The 24,515-nt window shown below is 40.5% G+C and carries 18 protein-coding genes; 15 read left to right on the forward strand and 3 right to left on the reverse strand.

Annotation, left to right across the window (positions count from 1 at the left end):
• Positions 1 to 16: 16 nt before the first annotated feature.
• From BTR25_RS02105 to yiaA, 10 genes are all read left to right on the forward strand, one after another.
• A complete protein-coding gene (locus tag BTR25_RS02105; RefSeq protein ID WP_075685638.1) occupies positions 17 to 376 on the forward strand; it encodes a UxaA family hydrolase in 360 nt (119 codons plus the stop codon).
• A complete protein-coding gene (locus BTR25_RS02110) occupies positions 367 to 783 on the forward strand; it encodes a hypothetical protein (protein WP_139311152.1) in 417 nt (138 codons plus the stop codon). The genes BTR25_RS02105 and BTR25_RS02110 overlap by 10 nt, the downstream gene beginning before the upstream one ends.
• 13 nt (positions 784 to 796) lie before the next feature.
• Positions 797 to 1,579 carry an alpha/beta hydrolase gene (locus BTR25_RS02115; protein WP_075685642.1) on the forward strand — a complete coding sequence of 261 codons (783 nt, stop codon included), beginning with the start codon at positions 797 to 799 and terminating at the stop codon, positions 1,577 to 1,579.
• A 3-nt stretch (positions 1,580 to 1,582) separates the two neighbouring features.
• Positions 1,583 to 2,500, forward strand: coding sequence for a glycoside hydrolase family protein (locus tag BTR25_RS02120; protein WP_139311153.1), 918 nt, complete (start codon positions 1,583 to 1,585; stop codon positions 2,498 to 2,500).
• 29 nt (positions 2,501 to 2,529) lie between these two features.
• Entirely contained in the window at positions 2,530 to 3,402 is an 873-nt protein-coding gene (locus tag BTR25_RS02125; RefSeq protein WP_075685644.1) for a glycoside hydrolase family 43 protein, read from the forward strand.
• Positions 3,403 to 3,558: 156 nt separating this feature from the next.
• Positions 3,559 to 4,275, forward strand: coding sequence for a (Fe-S)-binding protein (locus BTR25_RS02130; protein ID WP_075685646.1), 717 nt, complete (start codon positions 3,559 to 3,561; stop codon positions 4,273 to 4,275).
• A gap of 428 nt (positions 4,276 to 4,703) precedes the next feature.
• Positions 4,704 to 6,128: a LutB/LldF family L-lactate oxidation iron-sulfur protein gene (locus BTR25_RS02135; protein WP_075685648.1), complete on the forward strand. Its 1,425-nt coding sequence runs from the start codon at positions 4,704 to 4,706 to the stop codon at positions 6,126 to 6,128.
• A gap of 2 nt (positions 6,129 to 6,130) precedes the next feature.
• Complete coding sequence (locus BTR25_RS02140; RefSeq protein ID WP_075685650.1) at positions 6,131 to 6,850, forward strand: LutC/YkgG family protein; 720 nt, start codon at positions 6,131 to 6,133, stop codon at positions 6,848 to 6,850.
• A 929-nt stretch (positions 6,851 to 7,779) separates the two neighbouring features.
• Positions 7,780 to 9,849: a bifunctional aldolase/short-chain dehydrogenase gene (locus BTR25_RS02145; protein ID WP_075685652.1), complete on the forward strand. Its 2,070-nt coding sequence runs from the start codon at positions 7,780 to 7,782 to the stop codon at positions 9,847 to 9,849.
• A gap of 178 nt (positions 9,850 to 10,027) precedes the next feature.
• On the forward strand, positions 10,028 to 10,492 hold the full coding sequence (gene yiaA / locus BTR25_RS02150; protein WP_075685654.1) for an inner membrane protein YiaA: 465 nt from the start codon (positions 10,028 to 10,030) through the stop codon (positions 10,490 to 10,492).
• Between the two features lie 32 nt (positions 10,493 to 10,524).
• Here yiaA and BTR25_RS02155 read toward each other — a convergent pair whose 3' ends face one another.
• A complete protein-coding gene (locus BTR25_RS02155; RefSeq protein ID WP_254842612.1) occupies positions 10,525 to 11,406 on the reverse strand; it encodes an AraC family transcriptional regulator in 882 nt (293 codons plus the stop codon).
• Between the two features lie 197 nt (positions 11,407 to 11,603).
• On the opposite strand from BTR25_RS02155, the gene BTR25_RS02160 reads away from it, so the two are divergent.
• Entirely contained in the window at positions 11,604 to 14,981 is a 3,378-nt protein-coding gene (locus BTR25_RS02160) for a DUF5107 domain-containing protein (protein ID WP_075685658.1), read from the forward strand.
• The gene (locus tag BTR25_RS02165) at positions 14,968 to 17,307 is read left to right on the forward strand and encodes a beta-galactosidase (RefSeq protein WP_075685660.1); all 2,340 of its coding nucleotides are present in this window, start codon (positions 14,968 to 14,970) and stop codon (positions 17,305 to 17,307) included. The genes BTR25_RS02160 and BTR25_RS02165 overlap by 14 nt, the downstream gene beginning before the upstream one ends.
• A gap of 74 nt (positions 17,308 to 17,381) precedes the next feature.
• Here the strand turns inward: BTR25_RS02165 and BTR25_RS02170 are convergent, their stop codons facing one another.
• Positions 17,382 to 20,189, reverse strand: coding sequence for a glycoside hydrolase family 2 protein (locus BTR25_RS02170; RefSeq protein WP_075685662.1), 2,808 nt, complete (start codon positions 20,187 to 20,189; stop codon positions 17,382 to 17,384).
• A 123-nt stretch (positions 20,190 to 20,312) separates the two neighbouring features.
• Between BTR25_RS02170 and BTR25_RS02175 the strand changes: the two genes are divergently transcribed.
• Positions 20,313 to 21,164 (forward strand): helix-turn-helix domain-containing protein, encoded by an 852-nt coding sequence (locus tag BTR25_RS02175; RefSeq protein WP_075685664.1) that lies wholly within the window; start codon positions 20,313 to 20,315, stop codon positions 21,162 to 21,164.
• A gap of 66 nt (positions 21,165 to 21,230) precedes the next feature.
• On the opposite strand, the gene BTR25_RS02180 is transcribed toward BTR25_RS02175, so the two are convergent.
• Positions 21,231 to 22,130 (reverse strand): LysR family transcriptional regulator, encoded by a 900-nt coding sequence (locus BTR25_RS02180; RefSeq protein ID WP_075685666.1) that lies wholly within the window; start codon positions 22,128 to 22,130, stop codon positions 21,231 to 21,233.
• Positions 22,131 to 22,369: 239 nt separating this feature from the next.
• Here BTR25_RS02180 and BTR25_RS02185 point away from each other — a divergent pair, with 239 nt between their 5' ends.
• Together BTR25_RS02185 and BTR25_RS02190 are read left to right on the forward strand one after the other, a co-directional pair.
• Positions 22,370 to 23,422, forward strand: coding sequence for a quercetin 2,3-dioxygenase (locus BTR25_RS02185; protein ID WP_075685668.1), 1,053 nt, complete (start codon positions 22,370 to 22,372; stop codon positions 23,420 to 23,422).
• Positions 23,422 to 24,360, forward strand: a complete 939-nt coding sequence (locus BTR25_RS02190; protein ID WP_075685670.1) for an alpha/beta hydrolase — start codon at positions 23,422 to 23,424, stop codon at positions 24,358 to 24,360. The genes BTR25_RS02185 and BTR25_RS02190 overlap by 1 nt, the downstream gene beginning before the upstream one ends.
• Positions 24,361 to 24,515: the final 155 nt, after the last annotated feature.

A 24,515-nucleotide genomic window follows, 5' to 3' on the forward strand; every position in this document is an offset into this window, starting at 1 on the left:
AAATGATAATGTTTTAGTGACCTTGAAACCTTTCCAAAAAGGAGAAAAGATCAACATCCAATCAAATGTAGTAGAGGTTAGGGAAGATATTCCTGTCGGGCATAAGATGGCTCTTACAACGATCGAAAAAAATGCAGATGTTATAAAATACGGCTACCCGATTGGCAAAGCGAAAGCGCTGATTCAACCAGGCGGGTGGGTACACACCCCTAATGTGATGACAAAACTCGGTGGTACCCTGGAGTATAGCTTTAAACCTACTGAGAATAAAGTTAACCAGAATGAAAACAAAGAACGAACCTTCCGCGGGTATATGAGAGCAAACGGAGATGCAGCGATTCGTAATGAAATTTGGATCATTAATAAATGCCATTAGTAAATTTAGAACGAGAGTATTTCCGCTGCTGCTTCGCTGGGTGGATGACAAAATCAAGTACTCAACTCATGACCTTCTCGTTGGCTGCCTTATTCGTTTACTATCGTCCAATTAGAATGATAGATGAGGAACATATGGCTGGGATAAGAAGAGATGAAGAATATAAAATTCGAGATGCTAAAGAAGCGATTACCGCATTAGCTGAAGCCTGGGAAAATAATGATAGTGACCAGCTTGTATTAAAAATTCTTAAGAATGAAGAAATATGGGGTACGAATTTAGCAAAAGTGGATGGACTTCACGAAGCAGTCTCTAATCATCTTAAATCAATTCTTCAAAAAGGAATCCAGGAGAGCTTGCAACAACTGCTGGAGATTTCAGCTAGTAAAGGGGGAGTTACTCATTAGGAGTGAAAATAGTATGATACCGTTATGGGATTCTAAGGATTTAGATAATAGTGGATTTAATACCGACTGTCCGAGCATTCAGCTTTATTTACTTGAGGGCGAGGGGCCGCATCCGGTCATGATCGTTGCTCCAGGCGGGGCTTACTTTTTCCGTGCTGATCATGAAGCACATCCAGTAGCCCGTTGGTTAAACTCTATTGGGATTTCCGCGATCGTCTTAAATTATCGTGTAACCCCTTATAAGCATCCAGATCCACTTACCGATGCTCAAAGAGCAATCCGAATGGCGAGGTATCATAGAGAGAAGTGGAATATAGACCCCGAACGTGTCGGAATTCTTGGTTTTTCGGCTGGAGGACATTTAGCATCAACTGTTGGTACCCATTTTGACTTAGGAAATGAGTTGTCAGGCGACCCCATTGATCGTTTAAGCTGCCGTCCAGATTTAATGGTGCTTTGTTATCCAGTCATTACAATGGGTGAACATACACATGAAGGCAGCAGAACGAACTTGCTAGGAGAGAATCCTAAGGATGAGGAGCTTGCTCTGTTATCAAATGAAACTCAAATTACTAGCGATACACCGCCAGCCTTCCTTTGGCATACAGCAGATGATGCAGCAGTAGACGTGGAAAACAGTTTGCAATTTGCTGCCGGGTTAAGCAGACATAAAATACCTTTTGACCTTCATGTGTTTGAAAGTGGTCAGCATGGACTTGGATTAGCTGAAGAGCATCCTGAAGCGGTAGTCTGGCCAAATCTTTGTGAAACTTGGTTGAGGAAAAGGGGGTTTTAGGCTGTGCTCATTCCGAAAGCACCGTTATTTAGAGACCCAATTTTTGATGGCGCTGCAGACCCGGCTATTATTTGGAACCTGGAAGAAAAAGAATGGTGGATGATTTATACAAACAGACGGGCAAATGTTGAATGTCAGAAGAATGCCTGGGTTCATGGAACCGACATTGGGGTGGCCTCGTCATCTGATGGGGGCATGAACTGGAAGTATCGCGGTGTGCTGAAAGGGCTTGATTTTGAGAGAGGAAGAAACACTTTTTGGGCTCCGGAAATTCTGATGTATGAAGGTTTGTACCATATGTATGTTAGTTATATTCAGGGGGTTCCTGATGACTGGCCTGGACACAAAAGAAACATTCTTCACTATACTAGTACAAATTTATGGGATTGGAAGTTGGAATCTAAATTAAATTTAAGTTCAGAGTATGTGATTGATGCTGCCATACATAGACTGCCAAATGGTATTTGGCGGATGTGGTATAAAGACGAAGCGGACCATTCTCACACCCATTCGGCGGAAAGTAAGGATTTATATCATTGGGAAGCAGTGGGGCCAGTGATAACTGGTTTCCCGCATGAAGGGGCAAACGTGTTTTATTGGAAGAACTCATACTGGATGATCATTGACCAATGGTCAGGTCTCAGTGTTTATCGTTCTGGTGATGGTGAGAGCTGGACAAGAAACAGCAAAATATTAAATGAACCTGGTACACGTGAGGATGATGGTACCATCGGCCTTCATGCGGATGTTCATGTAAATGGGGAAAATGCCTATATTTTTTATTTTACACACCCAGACAGAAAAGAAGGGGAACGATCAATCTATAAATCTAGAAGATCATCAATCCAGGTGGCAAAACTAGAGTTGGAGGATGAGATCCTTACATGTGATCGAAACGCTCCATTTCATCTAGACCTTTAGTAATTTTAGAAGGAGATATTAGACAGAATATGTTAACTAAAAATGACATTCGAATTCGAGACCCTTTTATTTTGACTGACCATGACTCAAAAACTTACTTTCTTTATGGAACAACTGATGAAAATGTGTGGGAGGGTCAGGCAGTTGGATTTAATGCTTACCAAAGTACAGATTTAGAAAACTGGGAAGGTCCTTTCCAAGTGTTCCGGCCTGCAGCAGATTTCTGGGGAGATCGCCACTTCTGGGCGCCAGAGGTTTTTTATCATCATGAAAAATATTATATGTTTGCCAGTTTTAAGTCGGAAGGGGTTTGCCGAGGTACCCAAATACTAGTTTCAGAGAACCCGCTGGGACCGTTTACTCCGCTTAGCACAAAACCAGTCACACCAAGAGATTGGGAATGCCTTGATGGTACGCTATACATAGATGAGTCACAGCAGGCGTGGATTATTTACTGTCATGAATGGCTCCAGGTACACGACGGAGAAATTTGTGCCCAGCGTTTAACAGATGATTTTTTAGCTACCGTGGGTGATCCGATTGTATTATTTAAAGCTTCAGATGCAGATTGGACCGTACCGGTAAGAGGGGAAACAGATTATGTTACAGACGGACCATTTCTCTATAATGACAAGCTAGGTAGACTGCAAATGCTCTGGTCCAGCAGGAGTAAAAATGGATATGCTGTAGGAATTGTACGCTCAGAATCTGGCAACATACTAGGTCCATGGGTTCATGAACGAGAACCATTAATTGACCAAGACGGCGGGCATGCAATGATTTTTCACACCTTTGAGCAGGAGTTAAAACTAACCATCCATTCACCAAATAAAACACCACTAGAACGTCCTGTATTTTTATCGGTAATCGTGGAAAATGGGAATTTGGCCATAAAAAAATAAGTGAGCGAAACGACAAGTTTTTATGACTGGTCGTTTCGTTTTTTTTACATAAATAATCATAACGTATTCAAAAACAAACCAACATGTAATATAATAAAAACAAAAATAAATAAAAATATATTCAATAGAGTAGTAGATTAAAGGGGATGAGTGAGCATGAAAGTAAGTTTATTTGCAACATGCCTTGTAGATATGTTCCAAAGTAATGTTGGAAAGGCGACGGTAGAGCTCCTGGAAAGGCTGGGCTGTGAAATTGATTTTCCAGAATCACAGGTATGCTGCGGCCAGCCGTCTTATAATAGTGGGTATGTAAAAGATACGAAGGAAGCGATGAAACGAATGATTGAAACCTTTGAGCATGCGGAATATGTTGTTTCGCCTTCAGGCTCATGTGCTTATATGTTTCATGAATACCCGCATATTTTTAATAATGATCCCGTCTGGGAACCAAAGGCAAAGAAACTAGCGGAAAAAACCTTTGAATTAACACAATTCATCGTGGAGGTTTTAAAAGTTGAGGATGTCGGTGCAAGATTTGAAGGCAAGGTTACATACCATACCTCCTGCCATATGACGAGATTATTAGGAGTTAAAAAAGCTCCTATAATTCTATTAGGAAATGTACGGGGCTTGGAGTTTACCGAGCTGCCCGGGAAAGAGCAATGCTGCGGTTTTGGGGGTACGTTTTCAGTTAAAATGGCCCAAATTTCGGAGCAAATGGTGGATGAAAAAGTCTGTCATGTTGAAGAGACTAACGCTGAGTATCTAATCGGGGCAGATGCAGGGTGTTTAATCAATATTGGCGGAAGAATCGATCGAAAAGAAAAACCAATTAAAGTTCTTCATATTGCGGAAGTGTTAAATAGTCGTTGAAACTGTTAACAGAAGAATGTTTGATTACCGCTGGAGGAGAAAAATAGGTTCGGCGGTAACTAGAAAGATCACCTGATTACCGTTGAAAGGAAAAAACGGGTTCGACGGTAACCAGAAAGGTCATCTGATTACCGTTGAAAGGAAAAAACGGGTTCGACGGTAACCAGAAAGGTCATCTGATTACCGTTGAAAGGAAAAAATGGGTTCGACGGTAACTAGAAAGGTCATCTGATTACCGTTGAAGGAGAAAAATGGATCAAGCGGTAACTAGAAAGGTCACCTGATTACCGTTGAAGGAGAAAAATGGAAAGAGCGGTAACCAGAAAGGTCACCTGATTACCGTTGAAAGGAAAAAATGGGTTCGACGGTAAACAGAAGAAGCACCTGATATATAAAAGCCAGGACTTATAAGGATGGGGGATACACAAATGGCTATGAAGATTGGCAAGGATGAATTTAAACAGCGTGTGGATAAGGGAATACAGGATTCCTTTATGCGCGGTGCAGTTGCCGGAGCCCAGGACGGGATGGGTGTAAAGCGAAGACTTGTTACAGAGGAAATAGGAAACTGGGAAGATTGGCGTTCACATGGTGAGGAAATCCGTCAGCATGTATTAGAAAATCTCGATTATTATTTAGAGCAGTTAAGTGAGAACGTAGCTAAGCGTGGCGGACATGTATTTTTTGCCCAAACAAAAGAAGAGGCAAATGATTACATCAGAGAAGTTGTCCAAAAGAAAAATGCAAAGAAAATAGTAAAGTCAAAATCGATGGTGACCGAAGAAATCAGCCTGAACGCAGTTCTTGAACAAGAGGGCTGTCAGGTAATTGAAACCGATTTAGGAGAATATATTCTCCAAGTCGATGACCATGATCCACCTTCTCACATCGTAGTCCCGGCTTTACACAAAAATAAAGAACAAATTCGTGATGTCTTTACTGAAAAGCTTGGCTATAATAAGACCTCAAAGCCAGAAGAACTTGCATGGCATGCACGTGAGATGCTGCGCCAGGAATATTTAACAGCAGATATCGGGATTACTGGATGTAACTTTGCTGTGGCTGAAACAGGTTCATTCAGCTTAGTTACGAATGAAGGAAATGCAGATTTAGTAACCGCACTTCCTAAAACACAGATTACGGTAATGGGAATGGAACGTATTGTTCCCACCTTCGAAGAAATGGAAGTACTGGTATCGCTTTTAACACGAAGTGCGGTAGGACAAAAATTAACCAGCTATATTACCGTTTTAACGGGACCGAAAGAGGAATTAGATGTAGATGGGCCAGATGAATTCCATTTGGTCATAGTTGATAATGGAAGGTCAAAGATCCTTGGAGGAGAATTTCAGTCGGTTTTACAATGTATCCGCTGTGCTGCCTGTGTAAATGTCTGCCCGGTTTATCGTCATGTTGGCGGTCATTCTTACGGTTCCATTTATTCTGGACCAATAGGGGCCGTTTTATCACCATTACTCGGAGGATATGAGGAATATAAAGAGCTTCCATATGCTTCAACATTATGCGGGGCATGTACAGAGGTTTGTCCTGTGAAAATTCCTCTTCACCAGCTCCTTCATAAGCACCGTGAGGTAATTGTTGAAAAAGAAGGAAAAGCACCGATCTCGGAAAAATTAGCGATGAAGGCATTTGGATTGGGTGCAGCATCACCAACTTTATACAAACTAGGTTCGAAGATTGCACCAACCGCACTGAATCCATTCACAGTCGGGGATAAAATATCAAAGGGACCAGGCCCATTGAAAGCTTGGACAGAAATTCGAGAGTTTCCAGCTCCAAATAAAGAGAGATTCAGAGATTGGTTTAAAAACCGTGAAAAGGGGAGCAAATAGATATGGCAGGAACCATTCATAACCGTGATCAATTCTTAACTCAAATAGCTGAACGTCTTGGTCGTCCACGCAGCTCCGCTCCGGTTGAAAGACCTGTTTGGAAGTTTAGACCTCAAGATGAGGTATTAAAAGGCGCATCAAAGGACGAATTATTAGAGGTATTAAAAGAACAATGTAAAAAAATCCATACTAGCATCCATGTAACGGACAGTAAGAACTTGTCAGACACGCTAAATGATGTTGTGGAAGCTTATGGCGGGGGTCCGGTTGTTACCTGGAAAGATGCACGGTTTACAAAATGGGGACTTGAGACACTTTTTGAAAAAGAGTGGCCTGCCCGGGATTATGACGTGTATAAGTGGGACCACTCAAAAGGCGAAGAGAATATTGCTAAAGCAGAAGCGGCGAATGTCGGGATTACCATTAGTGAGGTAACCCTTGCGGAATCCGGTACGGTTGTCTTATTTAGTGATGAAGATAAAGGTAGAACCGTAAGCTTTCTGCCAGCGACCTATATTGCCCTGGTCCCTAAAAGTACACTCGTACCAAGGATGACACAAGCTGCGCAAAAGATGCGTGAGATTTATAAAGAAACAGGACATGTAGCCTCCTGTATCAATTTTATCACAGGACCTAGTAATTCAGCCGATATCGAACTAAACCTCGTTGTCGGAGTACACGGACCCGTTAAAGCGACTTATATTGTGATTGATGATCTATAAAGAAGGAGACTGCCTCATTAGATTGGCAGTCTTTTTCTATCAGCAGATAGTTTCTCCCGAAAAAAGTGCAACTCGAAGGAATGGGTAAGAACTGAGGCAAAGTTCTTCCCTTAAGAGGGGGGAAATCAAAGAGTTGGGTAAGAACCGAGGCAAAGTTCTTCCCTTAAGAGGGGGAAGTCAAAGAGTTGGGTAAGAACCGAGGCAAAGTTCTTCCCTTAAGAGCAGAAATTCAAAAAGTTGGGTAAGAACCGGGGCAAAATTCTTCCCTTAAGAGCAGAAATTCAAAGAGTTGGGTAAGAACTGAGACAAAGTTTTTCCCTTAAGAGGGGGAAGTCAAAGAGTTGGGTAAGAACTGAGGCAAAGTTTTTCCCTTAAGAGGGGGAAGTCAAAGAGTTGGGTAAGAACTGAGGCAAAGTTCTTCCCTTAAGAGGGGGAAGTCAAAGAGTTGGGTAAGAACCGGGGCTAAGTTCTTCCCTTAAGAGCAGAAATTCAAAGAGTTGGGTAAGAACTGAGGCAAAGTTCCTCCCTTAAGAGCAGAAATTCAAAGAGTTGGGTAAGAACTGAGGCAAAGTTTTTCCCTTAAGAGGGGGAAGTCAAAGAGTTGGGTAAGAACTGAGGCAAAGTTTTTCCCTTAAGAGGGGGAAGTCAAAGAGTTGGGTAAGAACTGAGGCAAAGTTCTTCCCTTAAGAGCAGAAATTCAAAGAGTTGGGTAAGAACCGAGGCTAAGTTCCTCCCTCAAAAGGAGAAATTCGAGGAAAACGGTAAGAACTGAGATGAGCAGGAATCACTTCTGAATCAACAAGATCACCCAAATAACCAAAAGAAAAACAAATAAAAAACAAATTTTATATTTTAGTATTCAAAAACAAACAAAGATATATTATAATAAAACAGAAGATAACAAACGAACTAAATGGGGGAATAAAAAGATGGTAAAAAGCTTATGGAACGAAGAACTAGCATCACAGGTTACTAAAGGGGTAGAAGAACTAGTTTACCGTTCAAATTTAATCGGAACAGATCGTGCCGTATGTAACTGGGGTGGCGGCAATACATCTATGAAAACGATTGAAAAAGATTTCCGCGGCCGTGAGATTGAAATTATGTGGGTAAAGGGAAGCGGTTCTGACCTAGCTACAATGAAAGCAAAAAATTTCACAGGTCTTAACCTAGAAGATATTCGCCCACTATTTGAACGTGATGAAATGCCTGACGAAGAAATGGTTGCGTATCTCACGCACTGTATGATCGACAGCAAGCACCCACGTGCGTCAATCGAAACATTATTACACGCATTCTTACCATTTAATCATGTTGACCACACACATCCAGATAGCATCATAAGCCTATGCTGTGCTGATAACGGTAAGCAGCTAGCAGAAGAGCTTTTCGGTAACCGCTTTGTTTGGGTGCCATATGTTCGCCCTGGATTCACTCTATCAAAAATGATTGCTGAAGGTGTAAGAAACAATCCAAATGCAGAACTAGTATTAATGGAAAAACACGGTCTTGTAACTTGGGGAGAAACATCTGAAGAAGCTTATGCAAAAACAATCCAAATCATTAATGAAGCAGAACAATATATTAATGAGCGCGTGAAAGAAGAAGAAGTTTTCGGCGGACAAAAATATGAGTCTCTTACGGATGAAGAAGCAACTAGTATTTTAGCAAAAGTAATGCCTGTTATTCGCGGCACTGTAAGTGATGAAAAGAAAATGCTTTTAACATACGACCGTGGTGAAGATGTACTTCAATTTGTAAACAGCGTGGATGCACCAGAATTATCTCAAATTGGTGCCGCGTGCCCAGACCATCTTGTACATACAAAGATGAAGCCGCTCTACGTGAACTGGGATCCACAAACAAAGGACGTTGAAGCACTGATCTCAAGCATCAAAGAAGGGGTAGCTGCATTTAAAGCTGAGTACAAAGAATACTTTGAACGCAATAAAAACGAAGGCGACAAAATGTTTGAACCAGCTCCACGTGTCATCTTAATTCCTGGTGTTGGGATGGTGAACACAGGTAAAGACGTTGCAAACTCAAGAGTAAGCGGTGCCTTATACCATCGTGCGATTGCTGTTATGAAGGGTTCTACGACTCTAGGAAGCTTTGTTTCTTTAAGTGAAAATGAATCCTATAACGTAGAATACTGGCCATTAGAATTATATAAATTAACACTTGCTCCAGCAGAAGCTGAGTTTTCTAGAAAAGTAGCATTTATCACTGGCGGTGCAGGCGGAATCGGCAGTGCAACAGCTCGACGCTTGGTTGCTGAAGGCGCACACGTTGTCCTTGCTGACCTTAACCTTGAAGGTGCAGAAAAGGTTGCTGCGGAAATTAACGAACAATATGGTGCAAACCGAGCATTGGCTGTGAAAGTGGATGTTACTAGCGAGGAACTAGTTCAAGCAGCTTATGACCAAACTGCCCTAAACTATGGTGGAGTAGACATCATCATAAACAACGCAGGTCTAGCAACATCAAGTCCATTCGATGAAACATCTTTAAAAGAGTGGAATTTAAATATGAATGTTCTTGGAACAGGCTATTTCTTAGTAGCCCGTGAAGCATTCAAGCAAATGAAGCAGCAAGGTATTGGCGGTAACATGGTATTTATCGGATCTAAAAACTCTGTATACGCTGGTAAAAATGCAGCAGCTTACAGCTCAGTAAAAGCACTTGAAACTCACTTAGCTCGTTGTATTGCAGCAGAGGGCGGAGAATTTGGTATTCGCGTTAACTCTGTACTTCCAGATGCCGTTCTTCAAGGTTCTGCGATTTGGGGTTCAAACTGGCGTGAAGAGCGTGCGGCAGCGTACGGAATCCACCCAGATCAACTAGAAGAACACTATCGTAAGCGTACAACATTACTAGTAAATATCTATCCAGCAGATATTGCTGAATCCATCGCATTCTTTGCATCATCGAAATCAGACAGAACGACTGGATGTATGTTAACAGTAGACGGCGGAGTACCGGCTGCATTTACTAGATAAACTTAAAAAGATGCTTACAAAGCAGTGTGTTTTCATCTAACACACTGCTTTTCGTGCGTTTATAGGCTTGGTAAATAATTGTTTTTATTTGTAAGAAATTTCTATATAATAGGAAAGAAGCGCTTTAGTGTGTCAGCTGTACTATTTTTATTAGAGAAAAATTGGAGGCGAAACATCAATGTCTGATCATGAGGTTTTATTAGATAATGGAAAACAAAATGATCCCAAAAAGAAAATAGAAAGAAAAGAGGGAGAACCGACTCCTGCTTTCATAGGTGCTTCTTGGGCAGCGCTGTTGGTAGGAGTTACGGCTTATCTCATAGGTTTGTTTAACGCAACGATGCAACTGAACGAAAAAGGATATTACTTTGCCGTTTTAGTATTCGGACTCTATGCAGCGGTATCATTACAAAAAGCAGTTAGAGATAAAGATGAGGGGATCCCTGTTACCAATATTTATTATGGTATTAGTTGGTTAGCACTTATTATTTCTATTTCCTTAATGGGGATCGGTTTATACAATGCAGGAAGTATTGATTTGAGCGAAAAGGGATTCTATGCTATGTCCTTTGTTCTTAGTTTATTCGCAGCCATAACCGTTCAAAAGAATATTAGAGACACACAAAGGGCAAGAGAAAGATAGTTAAATGTATGGGATAATCTTATCATCAAAGATTATCCTTTTTTATTGCTTCGATATTGAGAAGGCGAACAGCCGATGATTTTTTTAAAGACTCTAGAAAAATAATAAGGATCGTCCATTCCGACAGATAAGGCAATTTGTTTAATAGTCAGGTTTGTCAAATCAAGCATTTGGCAAGAGCGATGGATTTTCAGCCTTAGAAAATAATCGATTGGGGTGAAACTCGTTTCCTGTTTAAATAAAAAAATCAAATGCTGTTTTGATAAGCCGATAAAGTCTGATACATCTTGCAATGTGATTTGTTGATGTAAATGCTCGTTCATGTACTGGATGGCTTTTTCAATATAATAGTTCGATTTAACCTCCTGCTGAGTACGTATACTCAACAGTCCGATCGTACTCAACAAATATTTCATCGTTTGTGATACAAGAAGGTGATGCTGTAAGGAATAGGTTTTATGAATTAGTGTTTCATAACATTCATGAAAAAGCTCTGCCAGTTTTACTCCGCCGCTAAAAGGAATCTCAATAGGTCCATTGGTTAAACCAAATGTTTCGATGATGCCTTCCACCTCTGTGCCCTTTATATGGAACCAATAAATGCTCCAGGGATTCTTTTCAGATGCCCCATAACGGTGAGGAGTACCAGCGGGGATGACAACGAACATATTCGCTTTCAATTTAAATAGATTTGAACCCTCAAGCTCTACCCAGCCCTCGCCATCAGCACAATAGATTAATATGTAGGTATTGCATCCTTCATTGCGTTCCCGATAATGGTATTTAGCAAGCGGAAAATAGCCAATATCTGTGAGATATAAGCTTTTAACTAAAGAATTCTCTTCTACTTCATCGACAACGTATTTGGGCAAGACTAAGATTTTCTCTGAATCAAACCCATCCTGTTTCTTCACGGTATCCACCAGCACTCACTCCATTGGTAAAAAAGAAAATAGTTTATCTTTAAGTAGTTAAAGACTTATAATCACACACTCTATTTTATTGTATAAATCCGAATATTGTCCATCAATAAGAGAATTTTGTTTATGGTCTAACCGCTATAAACCTTGTAAGGTTAACATATAACAAGGTTAAAGGAGTAGTGGAATCTGTGAATGAACCAAAACAAATTGTCCAAGTTTGGGAGGAAACAAGGGATATTCCAACCTATGGTACAGGTGAGCCAGACAAAAATCCGATGTTTCTCGAAAAGCGTGTATATCAAGGAAGTACCGGGAAGGTTTATCCCTACCCGGTTATCGATAAAATTTTTGATGATAAAAAGTTGCAAAGCTATCAGCTGATCATTATAGAAAATGAATATTTACATATAGAGGTTATGCCAGAACTAGGTGGGAGGATTTACAGGGCACTTGATAAAACCAATAACTATGATTTTGTCTACTATAATCGAGTGATTAAACCAGCGCTTGTTGGTTTGGCGGGTCCATGGATCTCAGGAGGCATTGAGTTCAATTGGCCACAGCATCACCGTCCAAATACTTTCGGCCCCGTTGAAAATACGATAACTGAAAATGAAGATGGAAGTGCTACGGTATGGGTGAGTGAAATTGATCGGATGTACGGAACAAAGGTAACGACAGGTTTTACCCTATACCCAGGTAAAGCGTATCTAGAAGTGAAGTCACAAGTCTACAACCGGACCCCGTTTCCACAAACATTTCTTTGGTGGGCAAATCCGGCAGTTGCGGTGAATGAACATACACAATCTGTTTTTCCACCGGATGTACATGCCGTTTTCGACCACGGAAAGCGGGATGTGTCCAAATTCCCAATCGCTACGGGAACTTATTATAAAATGGATTATTCAGAAGGAGTCGATATTTCAAGATATAAGAATATTCCCGTTCCAACTTCTTATATGGCGTACAAGTCAGACTATAATTTTGTCGGCGGCTACGACCATGGTGTCAAAGCAGGTTTGCTTCATGTTGCGAATCACCACATTTCACCTGGTAAAAAACAGTGGACATGGGGGAACGGTGATTTTGGGCAGGCATGGGATCGACATTTAACCGATGAAGATGGGCCATACATTGAGCTTATGACAGGGGTATTCACCGATAACCAGCCTGACTTTACTTGGCTGCAGCCATATGAGGAAAAGTCCTTTACACAATACTTCATGCCTTATAAAAATATTGGAGTGGTCAAAAATGCTTCGATAGAGGCGGCCGTGAACCTAGAGCTAAACGCAGCTACAAGTGAAGCTTCCGTATTTGTGTATGGTACGTCCTCCTTAAAGGATGTAACGATAGAATTAACAGGAAAGAAAGGAAGATATTTGCAGGAAACGGTTATTCTTTCTCCCGAGAAAACCTATCAATCTGTCATAAAGCTTGACGTAGAAGAAAGGGAACATGATATATGCGTTTGTGTGACGGATCAAAATGGAGTGATATTGATTAGTTATCAGCCACAGGAAAAGAAGATTGAGGAAATGCCTGAGGCAGCAAAACCTCTACCAAATCCTGTAGAACTAAAAACAACCGAGGAATTGTATCTTGCAGGACTACACTTAGAACAATACCGCCATGCAACATTTGAGCCTGAGGACTATTATGAAGAAGGCTTAAAGCGGGACCCAAAAGATATCCGGATCAATGTGGCATATGGGACGTTGCTTTTGAGAAGAGGTCTTTTTGCGGAAAGCGAACAGTACTTTCAGACAGCTATTCGTTCTCTAACATGGCGAAATCCTAACCCATATGATTCAGAAGCCTATTATCAGCTGGGGTTGTCCCTCAAACTTCAAGGGAAACAAAAGGAGGCTTATTCTGCATTCTATAAATCAACCTGGTCTGCTGCATGGAAGGATAGCGGTTTCTTCTCCCTTGCACAAATTGCGGCTGAAAACGGTGCATGGAAAGAGGCGCTGGAATTAATAGAAGCTTCCTTAAACCGTAATCATCGTAATCTAAAAGGGAGACATCTCAAAACCGTGATTCTCCGGAAATCAGGACGCTTAGCTGAAGCAAAGCGATTTGCTGAAGAAACAGTGAAACTGGATATTGCTGACTTTAGTGCATATAACGAACTATACTTATTAGCTATAAAGGAAGGACAATTGGACAGAGCGAACAGGATTCTAGAAGAGTTAATTAAGTTAATGCGAGATGATGAGCTAAACTATCTTCAGTTAGCAGCTGATTATGAAGAATGTGGTCTCTATGAGGAAGCAATCGAAGTCCTTAAACGTGTTGTACAGAGAAGTGTTAAATCAGTCTATCCGATGATTTATTACGCGTTAGCATACTTATCTTCTAAAATAAATGATAACAACCAGGCAGAAGCTTACCTGAATGCAGGCGGTGCAGCATCATCAGACTATTGTTTTCCTAACATCTTATTTGAATATAGAATATTGAATGCTGCAATCAAAATGAATCCAATGGATAATAAAGCAAAGTACTATTTAGGCAATCTGCTTTATGACAAAAAGCGCTATAACGAAGCAATTAAGCTGTGGGAGGAGTCCAGGGCATTAAATCCAGAGCTCTCAACTGTGCACCGGAATTTAGCACTCGCCTATTATAATCATTTACATCAGCCTCAAGAGGCACTTGTTTCGTTAAAAACTGCTTTTTCATGCAACAATTCAGATGCTAGAGTGTTATTTGAGTTAGATCAGTTATATAAAAAGTTAGGATATGAACCAGAAAAACGTCTTACTTTTTTGCACGATAACTTCCAACTGGTTGAATCTCGCGATGATTTGTTTATTGAACTTGTCACACTCTTAAATACAATGGGGCAATGCAAAGCGGCGATCAAGTTACTAGAAAATCGGAACTTCCACCCGTGGGAAGGCGGCGAGGGAAAGGTAACGGGACAATATGTTACGGCTTATACTGAACTTGGAAAATATTATCTAGCTGAACAAAAGATTTTAGATGCCATTCATGCCTTGAACAAAGCCCTTGTCTTTCCACATAACCTTGGCGAGGGTAAACTTTATGGGGCACAAGAAAATAATATCTATTATTACCTCGGCTGTGCCTACGAGGAACTGGGCGAAAAAGAGACAGCTAGAGAGTATTTTACTTTTGCGTCTAAAGGGTTAGAGGAACCGGCTAGTGCGATGTACTATAATGATCAGCCGCCTGATATGATTTTTTACCAAGGACTGTCCTGGCTCAAATTACAAAATGAAAAAGAAGCGAAAAGAAGATTCAATAAATTAATTGATTACGGGGAACAGCATTTATTTGACCAACCGAATATTGACTATTTTGCCGTATCACTTCCGCACTTCCTAGTATTTGATGACAATCTTTTAGTAAGAAATGAGATTCATTGCCGATATATGATAGCACTTGGGATGATTGGTCTAAAAGAGTTTGAGAGTGCGAGCGAGCAGTTGAAGAGGGTATTAGCCTTAGATCCTAGTCATCAAGGAGCAATGATTCATCAAGCTTTTTGCAGTACTATCAATGTTAAGGTAGGAGAAGTAAATGAGAGAGTATAGTATCGAAATACCTGAAGAGCGAAAATCTATTTATCCTGCTAAAACAAAGCTTGGCGGCACCAATCCCAATGGCGATCAAATCAGCTTTACCAACTATTACATGCTAGTAAATAATCAGCCCTTTTTCGGAATATGCGGGGAGTTCCATTATAGCCGCTATCAGTTTGAAAAATGGGAAGATGAAATCATCAAAATGAAAATGGGTGGAATCAATATGGTTGCCACCTATATCTTCTGGAACCATCATGAAGAGGAGCAGGGAGTATTCGACTGGGCTGGGAACAAAGACCTTCGAACGTTTGTGGAGCTTTGTGGTAAACATGGACTTTATGTCATTTTAAGAATTGGTCCATTTGCCCATGGAGAGGCTAGAAATGGCGGACTGCCGGATTGGCTCTTTGGCAGGCCGTTTGACCTTCGTTCTAATGATGAAGAATATTTAACGATTGTAAAAAGGTTGTATAAAGAAATCGGCAGCCAGGTTCAAGGATTCATGTTTAAGGACGGAGGTCCGGTAATCGGGACTCAGCTTGAGAATGAATACGAGCATGCAGGAGCACCATGGGAAATTACGTCAGGGACAGGGAATGAGTGGCTTCCGGCGGGTAAGGACGGTGATCAGCATATTCTCACATTAAAAGAATTAGCGATGGAGGCAGGCATCGTAACGCCGATCTATACTTGTACCGGCTGGGGAGGTGCTGCTGCTCCGCCAGAAGAGGTTCTCCCATTATGGGGAGGCTATGCGTTTTGGCCTTGGATTTTTTATGGTGATGCAAAAGAGCATCCGGCCACACCTGAATTTATATTTAGAGACTATCATAATGATGAAACGAAGATAAAAGGATATGAACCAAATTATCATCCTGAAACGCTCCCTTTTGCCTGCTGTGAAATGGGAGGCGGAATGACTAACTTTTATAAATATCGATTTAAACTGCCATATGAAAGTGTCGATGCTTTAGCGGAAGTAAAAGTGGCAGGTGGATGTAATTTTGTCGGCTATTATGTATTTCACGGCGGTTCTAATCCTAAAGGAAAAAAGACACCTTTCTTAAATGAAAATGCTACTCCTAAAATCTCTTACGATTATCAAGCCCCAATCGGAGAGTTTGGGCAGGTTCGAGATTCATATAAACGTTTAAAACGGCAGCATTATTTTTATAAAACAGTAGAGTCCTCTTTTCTAAAAACGCAGACGGTTCTGCCTTACGATACTTCAGAAATGGATCCTCTTGATACGGAGACACTAAGGTATGCAGTACGAGGAGATGGCAATTCAGGCTTTGTTTTCATTAATAATTACCAAGACCATGCTGAAACAAAGGATCAAATTAATTTTGCTATACAAATTAGGCAGGAGACTGACTCTTTAAGAATACCTAAGGAAAATGGGTTATCGCTGGCAAAAGATGCCTGCTGCATTCTCCCATACTATTTTGAAATGGAAGATGCCTTGTTAAAATATGCAACTACCCAGCTCATTACAAAGCTGGAGGTCAAAGGAGAAGCTTACTACTTTTTCTTTGTTCCAAAGGGGATGAGCGGGGAATATTGTTTCGGGCGAGCTGAAGTGGAGATTATCGAGGCAGATGCTGCAGAAATCATCTCGAACGAACAAGATGTAATCATCCGGGTTAGTGATCAGGAAATGAGCGTATGTACTGTTACCTTACCTTCAATGTCTAAATTTCATATTGTAACGTTGACCGATGAACAGAGCTTGAATTTATGGAAGGTGCTCATCAAAGGGACCGAAAGAATCTTTATCACAAACTCAACGGTGCTGGCGGCTGATGATTCAATCAGATTGGAAACTTATCATGAGGACAGGTTGGAGCTTAAAGTATTCCCTTCACTTGGAGGTTTGAAAGCAGCAGGAAAAGAGATCGCTGCGAAGAAGAGTGCTGGTATTTTTGAGGAATACTATATGGCTGCTAATAGAAAGACATTACCTATTGATGTAAGAAATGTAAGTTCCTCGAAAGCCGTGATCAACTTTTCTCCAGAGGTTTTTGAAAATAGTAAAGAACTGCTCTTGAATATTGATTATGCTGGTGATATCGGATATGCCTTTATTGACGGAGAACTGATCCACGATAACTTTTGTAACAGTGATACATGGCAAATCGGTTTGAAGCAGTATCAGAAAGAGCTATTAGAAAAGGGAATGTATATTTATGTTTCGCCATTAAAGGAAAATAGCCGTGTGAAAAGTGATTCCCCGATGGCCGCGAGAGCTGAGATTATCAATAAGCAGATGGTTGAAATCAAATCGATCTTTGCAACAGCCGTCCAAGAGATAGAAATAGAGGTACTATCATAATCAGGGTGTTTTTCTGCCATAAAAATAGACGCTCCATATGGGGCGTCTATTCATTTTGAAGGTTTAATTTATTTTTACCAGTGGCCCTGTAGTTTAAAAATACCTAGCAGCTCACCCACTGTAAGGCTTGCAGATGGGGTAAATTGATCGCTCATTAAATAATCGATGGATTGATGTAAAAGTGATTCCACCTCAGGCCGCTTCAAATGCTGCAGAATATTAAAGCTTGATACAAATAGTTTGCCTTCGCCAATTTTCACTTCAAACGAATAAGCTAAATGTTTTCCGCGGCTATGATTATCGATGACCTCAACGATTGGTTTCACTTGTGGCACGGTTTCCAAATTAATGGCCGTAGCACGGTCAACCAAATGAAACCAATTCCAATTTGAACTGCCATCATGAGGGTAATCTTTCAGTGACGGATGAGCATGAATTATCATTCCCATGGTAGTGCCAATTTGTGATGGGAACCATATATAGTTCCAAAAGATCGGTAAAAATCTTGTTTTTACTTCATCAAATTGATTTCCTTCATTAGCCATGATCCAAGCCTTACCACCATCAAGGAGAAATTGCAGTAACTCTGTTGACAAGTGATCTGATATCGCTAAATCAATATTCTTTTCTTCTTTATAGCTAAAGCCGTCAAAACCAATTTTACCAATATATTTTGCACCAAAAAGGGAATTTTTTAGTAGTTGAACATCCGACCAAATCCTGTTCGCATTTTTATGAAGCGAAGGTTTTTCATAGGACCAGAACTCCCATTCATTTTGTATGACTCTCGACCCCGCCAGGATTTGTACACTCAGAGCAAGTGATTGACTTTTATCTGCTGGAGTAACGGTTTCTATCGTTCCGAGTGATTGAACGTGACCAGGCTGTACCTCTAAGATAGGGATTTTACCTGATTGATAGATTTGGTTGCCAGCTTTTAGTTGCCATGCTACTTCACAATTAGAAAAATCAAAAGAACTAAAATTGGACAGGTCAATCCCGATCCGAAGTTTCTCACCTGCATAATGAGTTCGACTTAGGCTTCTCATTAATAGCACAGCATCATCATTAAAAGTGCGAAACTCATCAGGGGTAATGGTTCCCTTACTATCCCAAAATACATCCAATACGCCGGTAGTCGCATGCCCTTGGCCAGGGAAATCCCTAATATCCAAAAGTTGAATTCCTGAAAGCCCTGATGTTCTTCTGGCACGCTCGATATTTTCTTTGTAGGCTATGACTTGGAGTTTACCTGATGCATCAATAAATTCCTCAACACGGCTGAGCAGACGTTTTTTCTCCAATGTTTCCAAGGTGGTGTTAAGCCAATGCGGCTTTAGGACACCTTGATATTTCTCGGCTTCCTGAGGTCTGACGTACATCGTGAACTGTCCATGTTCGTGAGCAAGGACAGGCTTTGATGCCTGCATCGTAATTACCTGGTAATCTTCAAATGTATTCGGAGTCCCTGCATAGTTATTGTTAACAGGAGGGTGAGCATTTAAAGAAGGGATATAAAAGTCTCCTTCACGGTCATGTGCCGGCAGCCGCCCAAATCCAGTATTGTCTGTATACAATCTTGTTGGGTCAATCGTCCGAGATAATCGCACCATTTCATTTAAAGCTTCATGGCCCTCAGGGCTGATTAATTCATTGCCAAGTGAAAATAATACAAAGGATGGGTGTTCATTTAATTGAGTGATCACTCTCTTAAGCTCGCGAATTAAGAATTCATGAACATCCTGATCAGGTTCTTTTTCACGATTTTTATAAAAGAACGACCAGTGTGGTAATTCAGTCTGAACTAACATGCCTTCCTCATCTGCTGCCTCCCAAAATGGCTTTGGCGGTGTCCAGCCATGAAGCCGTACATGGTTAAATCCATATTCTTTTACGGTGATAAATTGTTTACGATAATGCTCCTTATCCCAGCTAGGATATCCGGTCTGAGGGAATATACAGCAGTCAACATAGCCTCTTAAAAACTTCGGTTTCTGATTAAGTAAAATCTTTTTCCCGTCAGTTTTAATGTCCCGAATTCCTAAGTGACGGATTTGCTGGTCAATAATGGTATCTGCCTCAAGGAGGGTGAAAGAAATTTTATAAAGATAGGGGATGTTGTCATCCCAATAAACAACATCATCCCAAAATGGAATGGAAAAGGTTTCTATACTCTTACCTGATAAAGGTTCAGTATATTCGGCAGCTAAAGTTCCTTCACTTGAGTAAATGTGTATGGATAAGAAACTAGCAGACTTAATCAATTCCATTTTATTAAGTTCGATCTCAACATCAATGGTTTGGGAATCGGGATTAGGATAAACGTGACATGTTTTAAGATTCGTTTTGTTATATGCCTCGATATAGATTCCGCCGGTAATTCCACCCCAGTTTGTAGCAGTATGATAAGAGTGAATATGGCTGTCTGAAAGCGGGTATCTCATCTCATTATTTACATAAATGGTGATTTTGTTGTTTTGGCCAATCTTTACATAATCCGTTAGGTCAAAGGTGTGATCAATGACTAAACTTTCACCCCCACCTGTAAACTGATCGTTTACGTATACTCTAGTCACCCAGCGGACCCCTGATAGTACTAACTGAATCGTTTGGTCTTTCATATGTTCTGGAATAAAGATATCTTGTGCATACCAAGCACTTCCAACAAATTCATGAGTCTTTTTCCAAGCACCAATCGGGTTATGCTTGCTTGGCTGCCCAAAACCTTGTTCTTCCCAAGACCCAGGGACCTTTATTTGATCCTTAAAGTCATTGGTATTTATATCCTCTGCTTTTAAGCAATCCTCCTGGTCCATCATAAAAAACCAATCTCCGTTTAAAGAAATTCTGCTTCTGCTGCTTTTTTTATCAGTATTAATCAATTTTAATAGCCTCCAACCTGCTCAATAGTTAGAATTAGTAGACGAATAGCGGGTAAAAAGATAAATTAGTATTATCATTACTTACTATCTTAAATATTCTTAACCTAGAAAGGAATGGAGGATATGGCTAATAATCCTAACTATTCTGTCATCGACGACACCCCTACCACTCCTCCTGGGATCCTCGTTTCGGATTACTATAAAAATGATAGTACCTACAGTGTTTACCGCTCCTCTGGAACAAAGGATTGGCTGATGATTTATACCATGTCTGGTAAAGGAGGGGTCAGAGTTGATGGTCAAGAGTTTACATGTACTGCTGGGACAATTACGCTATGGCCCCCTGGATCCGTTCATGATTATTACACATGCGAGGGGACTACCTGGGAAATGGTTTGGTGTCATTTCATACCAAAGCCGTCTTGGATGGAATGGTTACTGTCCATACCTAAAGAGAAAGCCATTTTCTATGCAGAAATTGATGATAAAAGTAATCAGTCAGCAATTCTAAATTCTTTCCAAAAAGTCATTTATTACAATTTAAACCTGCTTAATCACTTTCACCAGGAGCTCGCCATAAATGCATTAGAAGAAACCATTCTTTTATTAGCAAACTATACTCATTCCCAAAACAATTCAAGAAAGGTATTAGATCCTAGAATTAAAGAAGTAATTGAATTTCTAACCGAAAATTATGATAAGAAGATTATAATCTCAGAATTAGCTCATCATGTATCTCTATCACCTTCAAGACTATCCCATTTGTATAAAGAGCAAGTAGGTGAATCGATTATTGATACTCTGACAAAAATAAGGTTAAAGAAGGCTGAAGGATTATTAACCTATACTACAAGGACAATTAACGAAATATCTCATGAGACTGGCTTTAAAACACCAGATTACTTTACAAGGAAATTTACCGAGTACTATGGGGAAAATCCTTCAACATATCGGAAGAATTTTAGTGCAAAATAGGGGTTTGTAAGAGGTCTAAAAAAGTCGTACCACATGTATGTACGACTTTTTTATATTAATAAGGATTCATGTAGTAATCACGTTTGACGTTAACACAGTAAGAAAAGAAGGTATAGAGGGGTTAATATTGTTTTTCTTCCAAGCGATAACGAGCTCACAATCATGATTTTTTACTCCATCCATTTCGATAAATCGAAGGGAAGGACTAGAGATCGATTCGAAGCTTTTTGGCAGAATAGATATGCCAATTTCTGATTCAACCAGAACGGGTACGGTATCAACAAAGCGAGGTTGACTTACTACTCTAGGAGTGAATCCACTTTTTTCACATAAATGAACAATAAATTCATAGGACCCCACAGGTGAGTCATGACGGTTATGGATGATAAATGGTTCATTTTCCAGCTCTGAAAGATTGATTATATTTTTATGAGAAAGAGGATGATTTTTGTGTAAGACGATACAATACGGTTCTTTTGCAACCGTTTGAGTTTTAATATCTTCAATTCTATCTAATCCGGATGGCAAAGTGAAAGCAAGGTCCAGTTCACCTTCCTCTAATGCCTCCTTTAACATTCTGCTAGGAAAGTGATTAAGATGTAGTTCTACTTTCGGGTGCTGCTTGCTGAACTGTTTGATTAAATTTGGTAAAAAACGTCGAACATGTACATTTAAGAAACCAACAGATAGGCTGCCAATCACACCAGCATCTGTTTGCTGTGCTTTCTCAACAGCACCTGACGTCTTGTCGACAATCTCTATTGCTTCCTTTAGAAAAACAGCACCTGCAGGAGTAAGTTGAACAGATCGTTTATTTCTAATAAACAGTTTCACACCTAGCTGCTGTTCAAGATCAGCAATTTGGTGGCTGATGGCCGATTGAGCAACGTAAAGTTGATTCGCCGCTTTCGTAAAGTTTAAATACTCTGCAACAGTAATAAAATAACGTAATTGGCGGATATCCATAAAAACCTCACTTGTGAATTATTTATTATTATTCTATCATATCTAATCCACTTTAGTTTTAAAAAGGTTAAAAACCAGATCTTGTTCAAAAATAAATTAACCGTGACTTTTGTTTGAATATACTAAATAATATGAATTATAGATTACAGAAATCGCAATCATATATTTCCCATTCAGCTAGTTTCATATTATGGTTAAAAATGAAAACGCTTAAATATAGAGTTGAGGAGTGTGGAAAGATGGTCCTGCAAGTTGTTGGCAAACTTCCAAATGAAAAAAAATCATATTTTGTTAAAAATGGAGAGGGAGAACGGTATCTTTTTGGTACTCAGGTAGCTTCCATCTGTGCTACTACGGATAGCACAGGCGATAAGATGGAGATTGTTCAACTATCGGGTGGAAAAGGTGACTACTTTCCGGCACATGTCCATGAGAACGCTCATGAAGGCATCGTTGTATTGGATGGCAGACTTGAGGTAGAGCTAAATGGACAAGTTCATCTTTTGACAGCAGGCGACTATGTACACATCCCTGCAGGAACGGTCCACGCATATTGGATGCAGAGTCATCGAACACGCTTCTGGTCGTTTACGATAAATGGAAATGCTGCAAAACTATACTCATTAATTGGAGAGCCTTATGATAAGTTCGAGCGCCCGCCAGTAGCAAAAGCACCACTAGATCTTGATCGTTTTACTGAGCTTCCATCTGACATTGATACTAAATTGGCAGACCGCATGCAATCGAACGGTTTACCACAATTGGTTAAAGGCGGTACCATTCCAGATGAAGTTCAGCCATATGTACTCGAATCAGGAGAGGGAGTTCACTTGCTAAGTGGTGATACCGTTCATTCGCTTTTAACAACTAAAGCTGCTGCTGATGGTCAATTTCTCGCTCTAGTTTCTGAAGGACCGAAGGGTTTACCCATTGGTGAGCATGCCCACAAATTTACGAATGAAACATTTATGTGCTTACACGGACAAATGACACTTTGGGTGGATGGAGAGGAATTGCATTTGCTTCCAGGTGATTTCGCTTATGTGCCTGCGGGCGTACCGCACCGCTTCCGCTGCGATGCCCATTATACGAAGTTTTTGGGTGTATTAACTCCTGGCAGTTTTGAAGACTTCTTCCGTATTCTCGGAGATCCTTACGAGTATCCAATTTTTCCAAGCGAGTCAGCGCCGTACCGTTTCGATCGGGTCATTAAACGTATCGCTGAGTTAGATTTGATTTTACTAGGTAAGCCGCCGGGTCCGCCTGCTAAGGCTGAAGAGGTTAATAGTTAATGAGATATGAAGTACAAGTTTTGCCAGATCTTGAATTTGCCGCACCAAATGGAAAACCATTACTTCTTGATCTGTACTTACCTATGGGGGTGGAAAAGGCTCCGCCGGTAATCGTTTGGCTGCATGGAGGCGGCTGGAGAATCGGGGACAGGAAATTGGGACCGGATTTCCGTACCTTTTTTGCAGAACGTGGATATGGTATGGCGAGTATCGAGTATCGTTTAAGTGGCGAGGCGATTTTCCCTGCACAGATTCATGATGTAAAGACTGCGATTAGGTGGCTTCGGTGTAATGCAGGCAAATACGGATTAGATGGTGAGCGAATCGGTTTGTGGGGTTCTTCAGCAGGAGGCCATTTAGCAGCACTTTCGGGAACCACTGGCAGTGGAATACTCGAAGATTTTGAGCACGGATGTGCTGAGTTTTCGAGTGAGGTACAAGCGGTTGTTGACGGGTATGGACCTACAGATTTTCTACAAATGGATGCCTATAGCAATTTGGAGATCATCTCTCGTGACCCTGAAACAGCACCACTAGACCCGCCACGGCTACATGTATCTATGGATTCCCCAGAATCACAATTACTAGGGGCACCGATCCAATCCGTTCCGCATCTAGTACGAGAAGCAAATCCAATTTCGTATGTTGCCAAAGGAGCTCCACCCTTTCTGATTATCCATGGATTGGGAGATTCAGCTGTACCTGTTTATCAAAGTGAACTGTTGTATGACGCCCTTATTGCGAAAGGAAATGATAGCACTCTTTGTTTAATCGAAGGTTTAGGGCATGCATTTTTTAATAAAAATGATTTGGACAATACTCGGCACTCTGTGACGATTCGGTGGGCAAATACTGAGCAAGCAGAACAAGTTATGCAGAGTGAAATCAAAATTTTCGAGATGATAGAAAAATTTTTCTATAGTCATTTAAAGAAATAATAGGAATTAGCTGCTTAAATAATGAAATTTCAAACCTCCGCACATAATGCGGAGTATTTTTTTGTAAAAAAATTCAATTATCAGAAATCAAGATTTCTCAAATGCAAACTGTGTATTTCAAAAAAGATTTTTAGTGCTTTATCATGATAACTATA

Origin of the sequence: Bacillus sp. MRMR6 (genome assembly GCF_001940785.1) — a bacterium.
Taxonomy (GTDB): Bacteria; Bacillota; Bacilli; order Bacillales; family Cytobacillaceae; genus Neobacillus.

Coding starts and splice junctions, on each gene's coding strand:
- BTR25_RS02145 (WP_075685652.1), top strand. CDS start 7,780: ATGGTAAAAAGCTTATGGAACGAAGAACTAGCATCACAGGTTACTAAA.
- BTR25_RS02190 (WP_075685670.1), top strand. CDS start 23,422: ATGAGATATGAAGTACAAGTTTTGCCAGATCTTGAATTTGCCGCACCA.
- BTR25_RS02165 (WP_075685660.1), top strand. CDS start 14,968: ATGAGAGAGTATAGTATCGAAATACCTGAAGAGCGAAAATCTATTTAT.
- BTR25_RS02185 (WP_075685668.1), top strand. CDS start 22,370: ATGGTCCTGCAAGTTGTTGGCAAACTTCCAAATGAAAAAAAATCATAT.
- BTR25_RS02135 (WP_075685648.1), top strand. CDS start 4,704: ATGGCTATGAAGATTGGCAAGGATGAATTTAAACAGCGTGTGGATAAG.
- BTR25_RS02115 (WP_075685642.1), top strand. CDS start 797: ATGATACCGTTATGGGATTCTAAGGATTTAGATAATAGTGGATTTAAT.
- yiaA (WP_075685654.1), top strand. CDS start 10,028: ATGTCTGATCATGAGGTTTTATTAGATAATGGAAAACAAAATGATCCC.
- BTR25_RS02140 (WP_075685650.1), top strand. CDS start 6,131: ATGGCAGGAACCATTCATAACCGTGATCAATTCTTAACTCAAATAGCT.
- BTR25_RS02110 (WP_139311152.1), top strand. CDS start 367: ATGCCATTAGTAAATTTAGAACGAGAGTATTTCCGCTGCTGCTTCGCT.
- BTR25_RS02130 (WP_075685646.1), top strand. CDS start 3,559: ATGAAAGTAAGTTTATTTGCAACATGCCTTGTAGATATGTTCCAAAGT.
- BTR25_RS02175 (WP_075685664.1), top strand. CDS start 20,313: ATGGCTAATAATCCTAACTATTCTGTCATCGACGACACCCCTACCACT.
- BTR25_RS02180 (WP_075685666.1), bottom strand. CDS start 22,130: ATGGATATCCGCCAATTACGTTATTTTATTACTGTTGCAGAGTATTTA.
- BTR25_RS02125 (WP_075685644.1), top strand. CDS start 2,530: ATGTTAACTAAAAATGACATTCGAATTCGAGACCCTTTTATTTTGACT.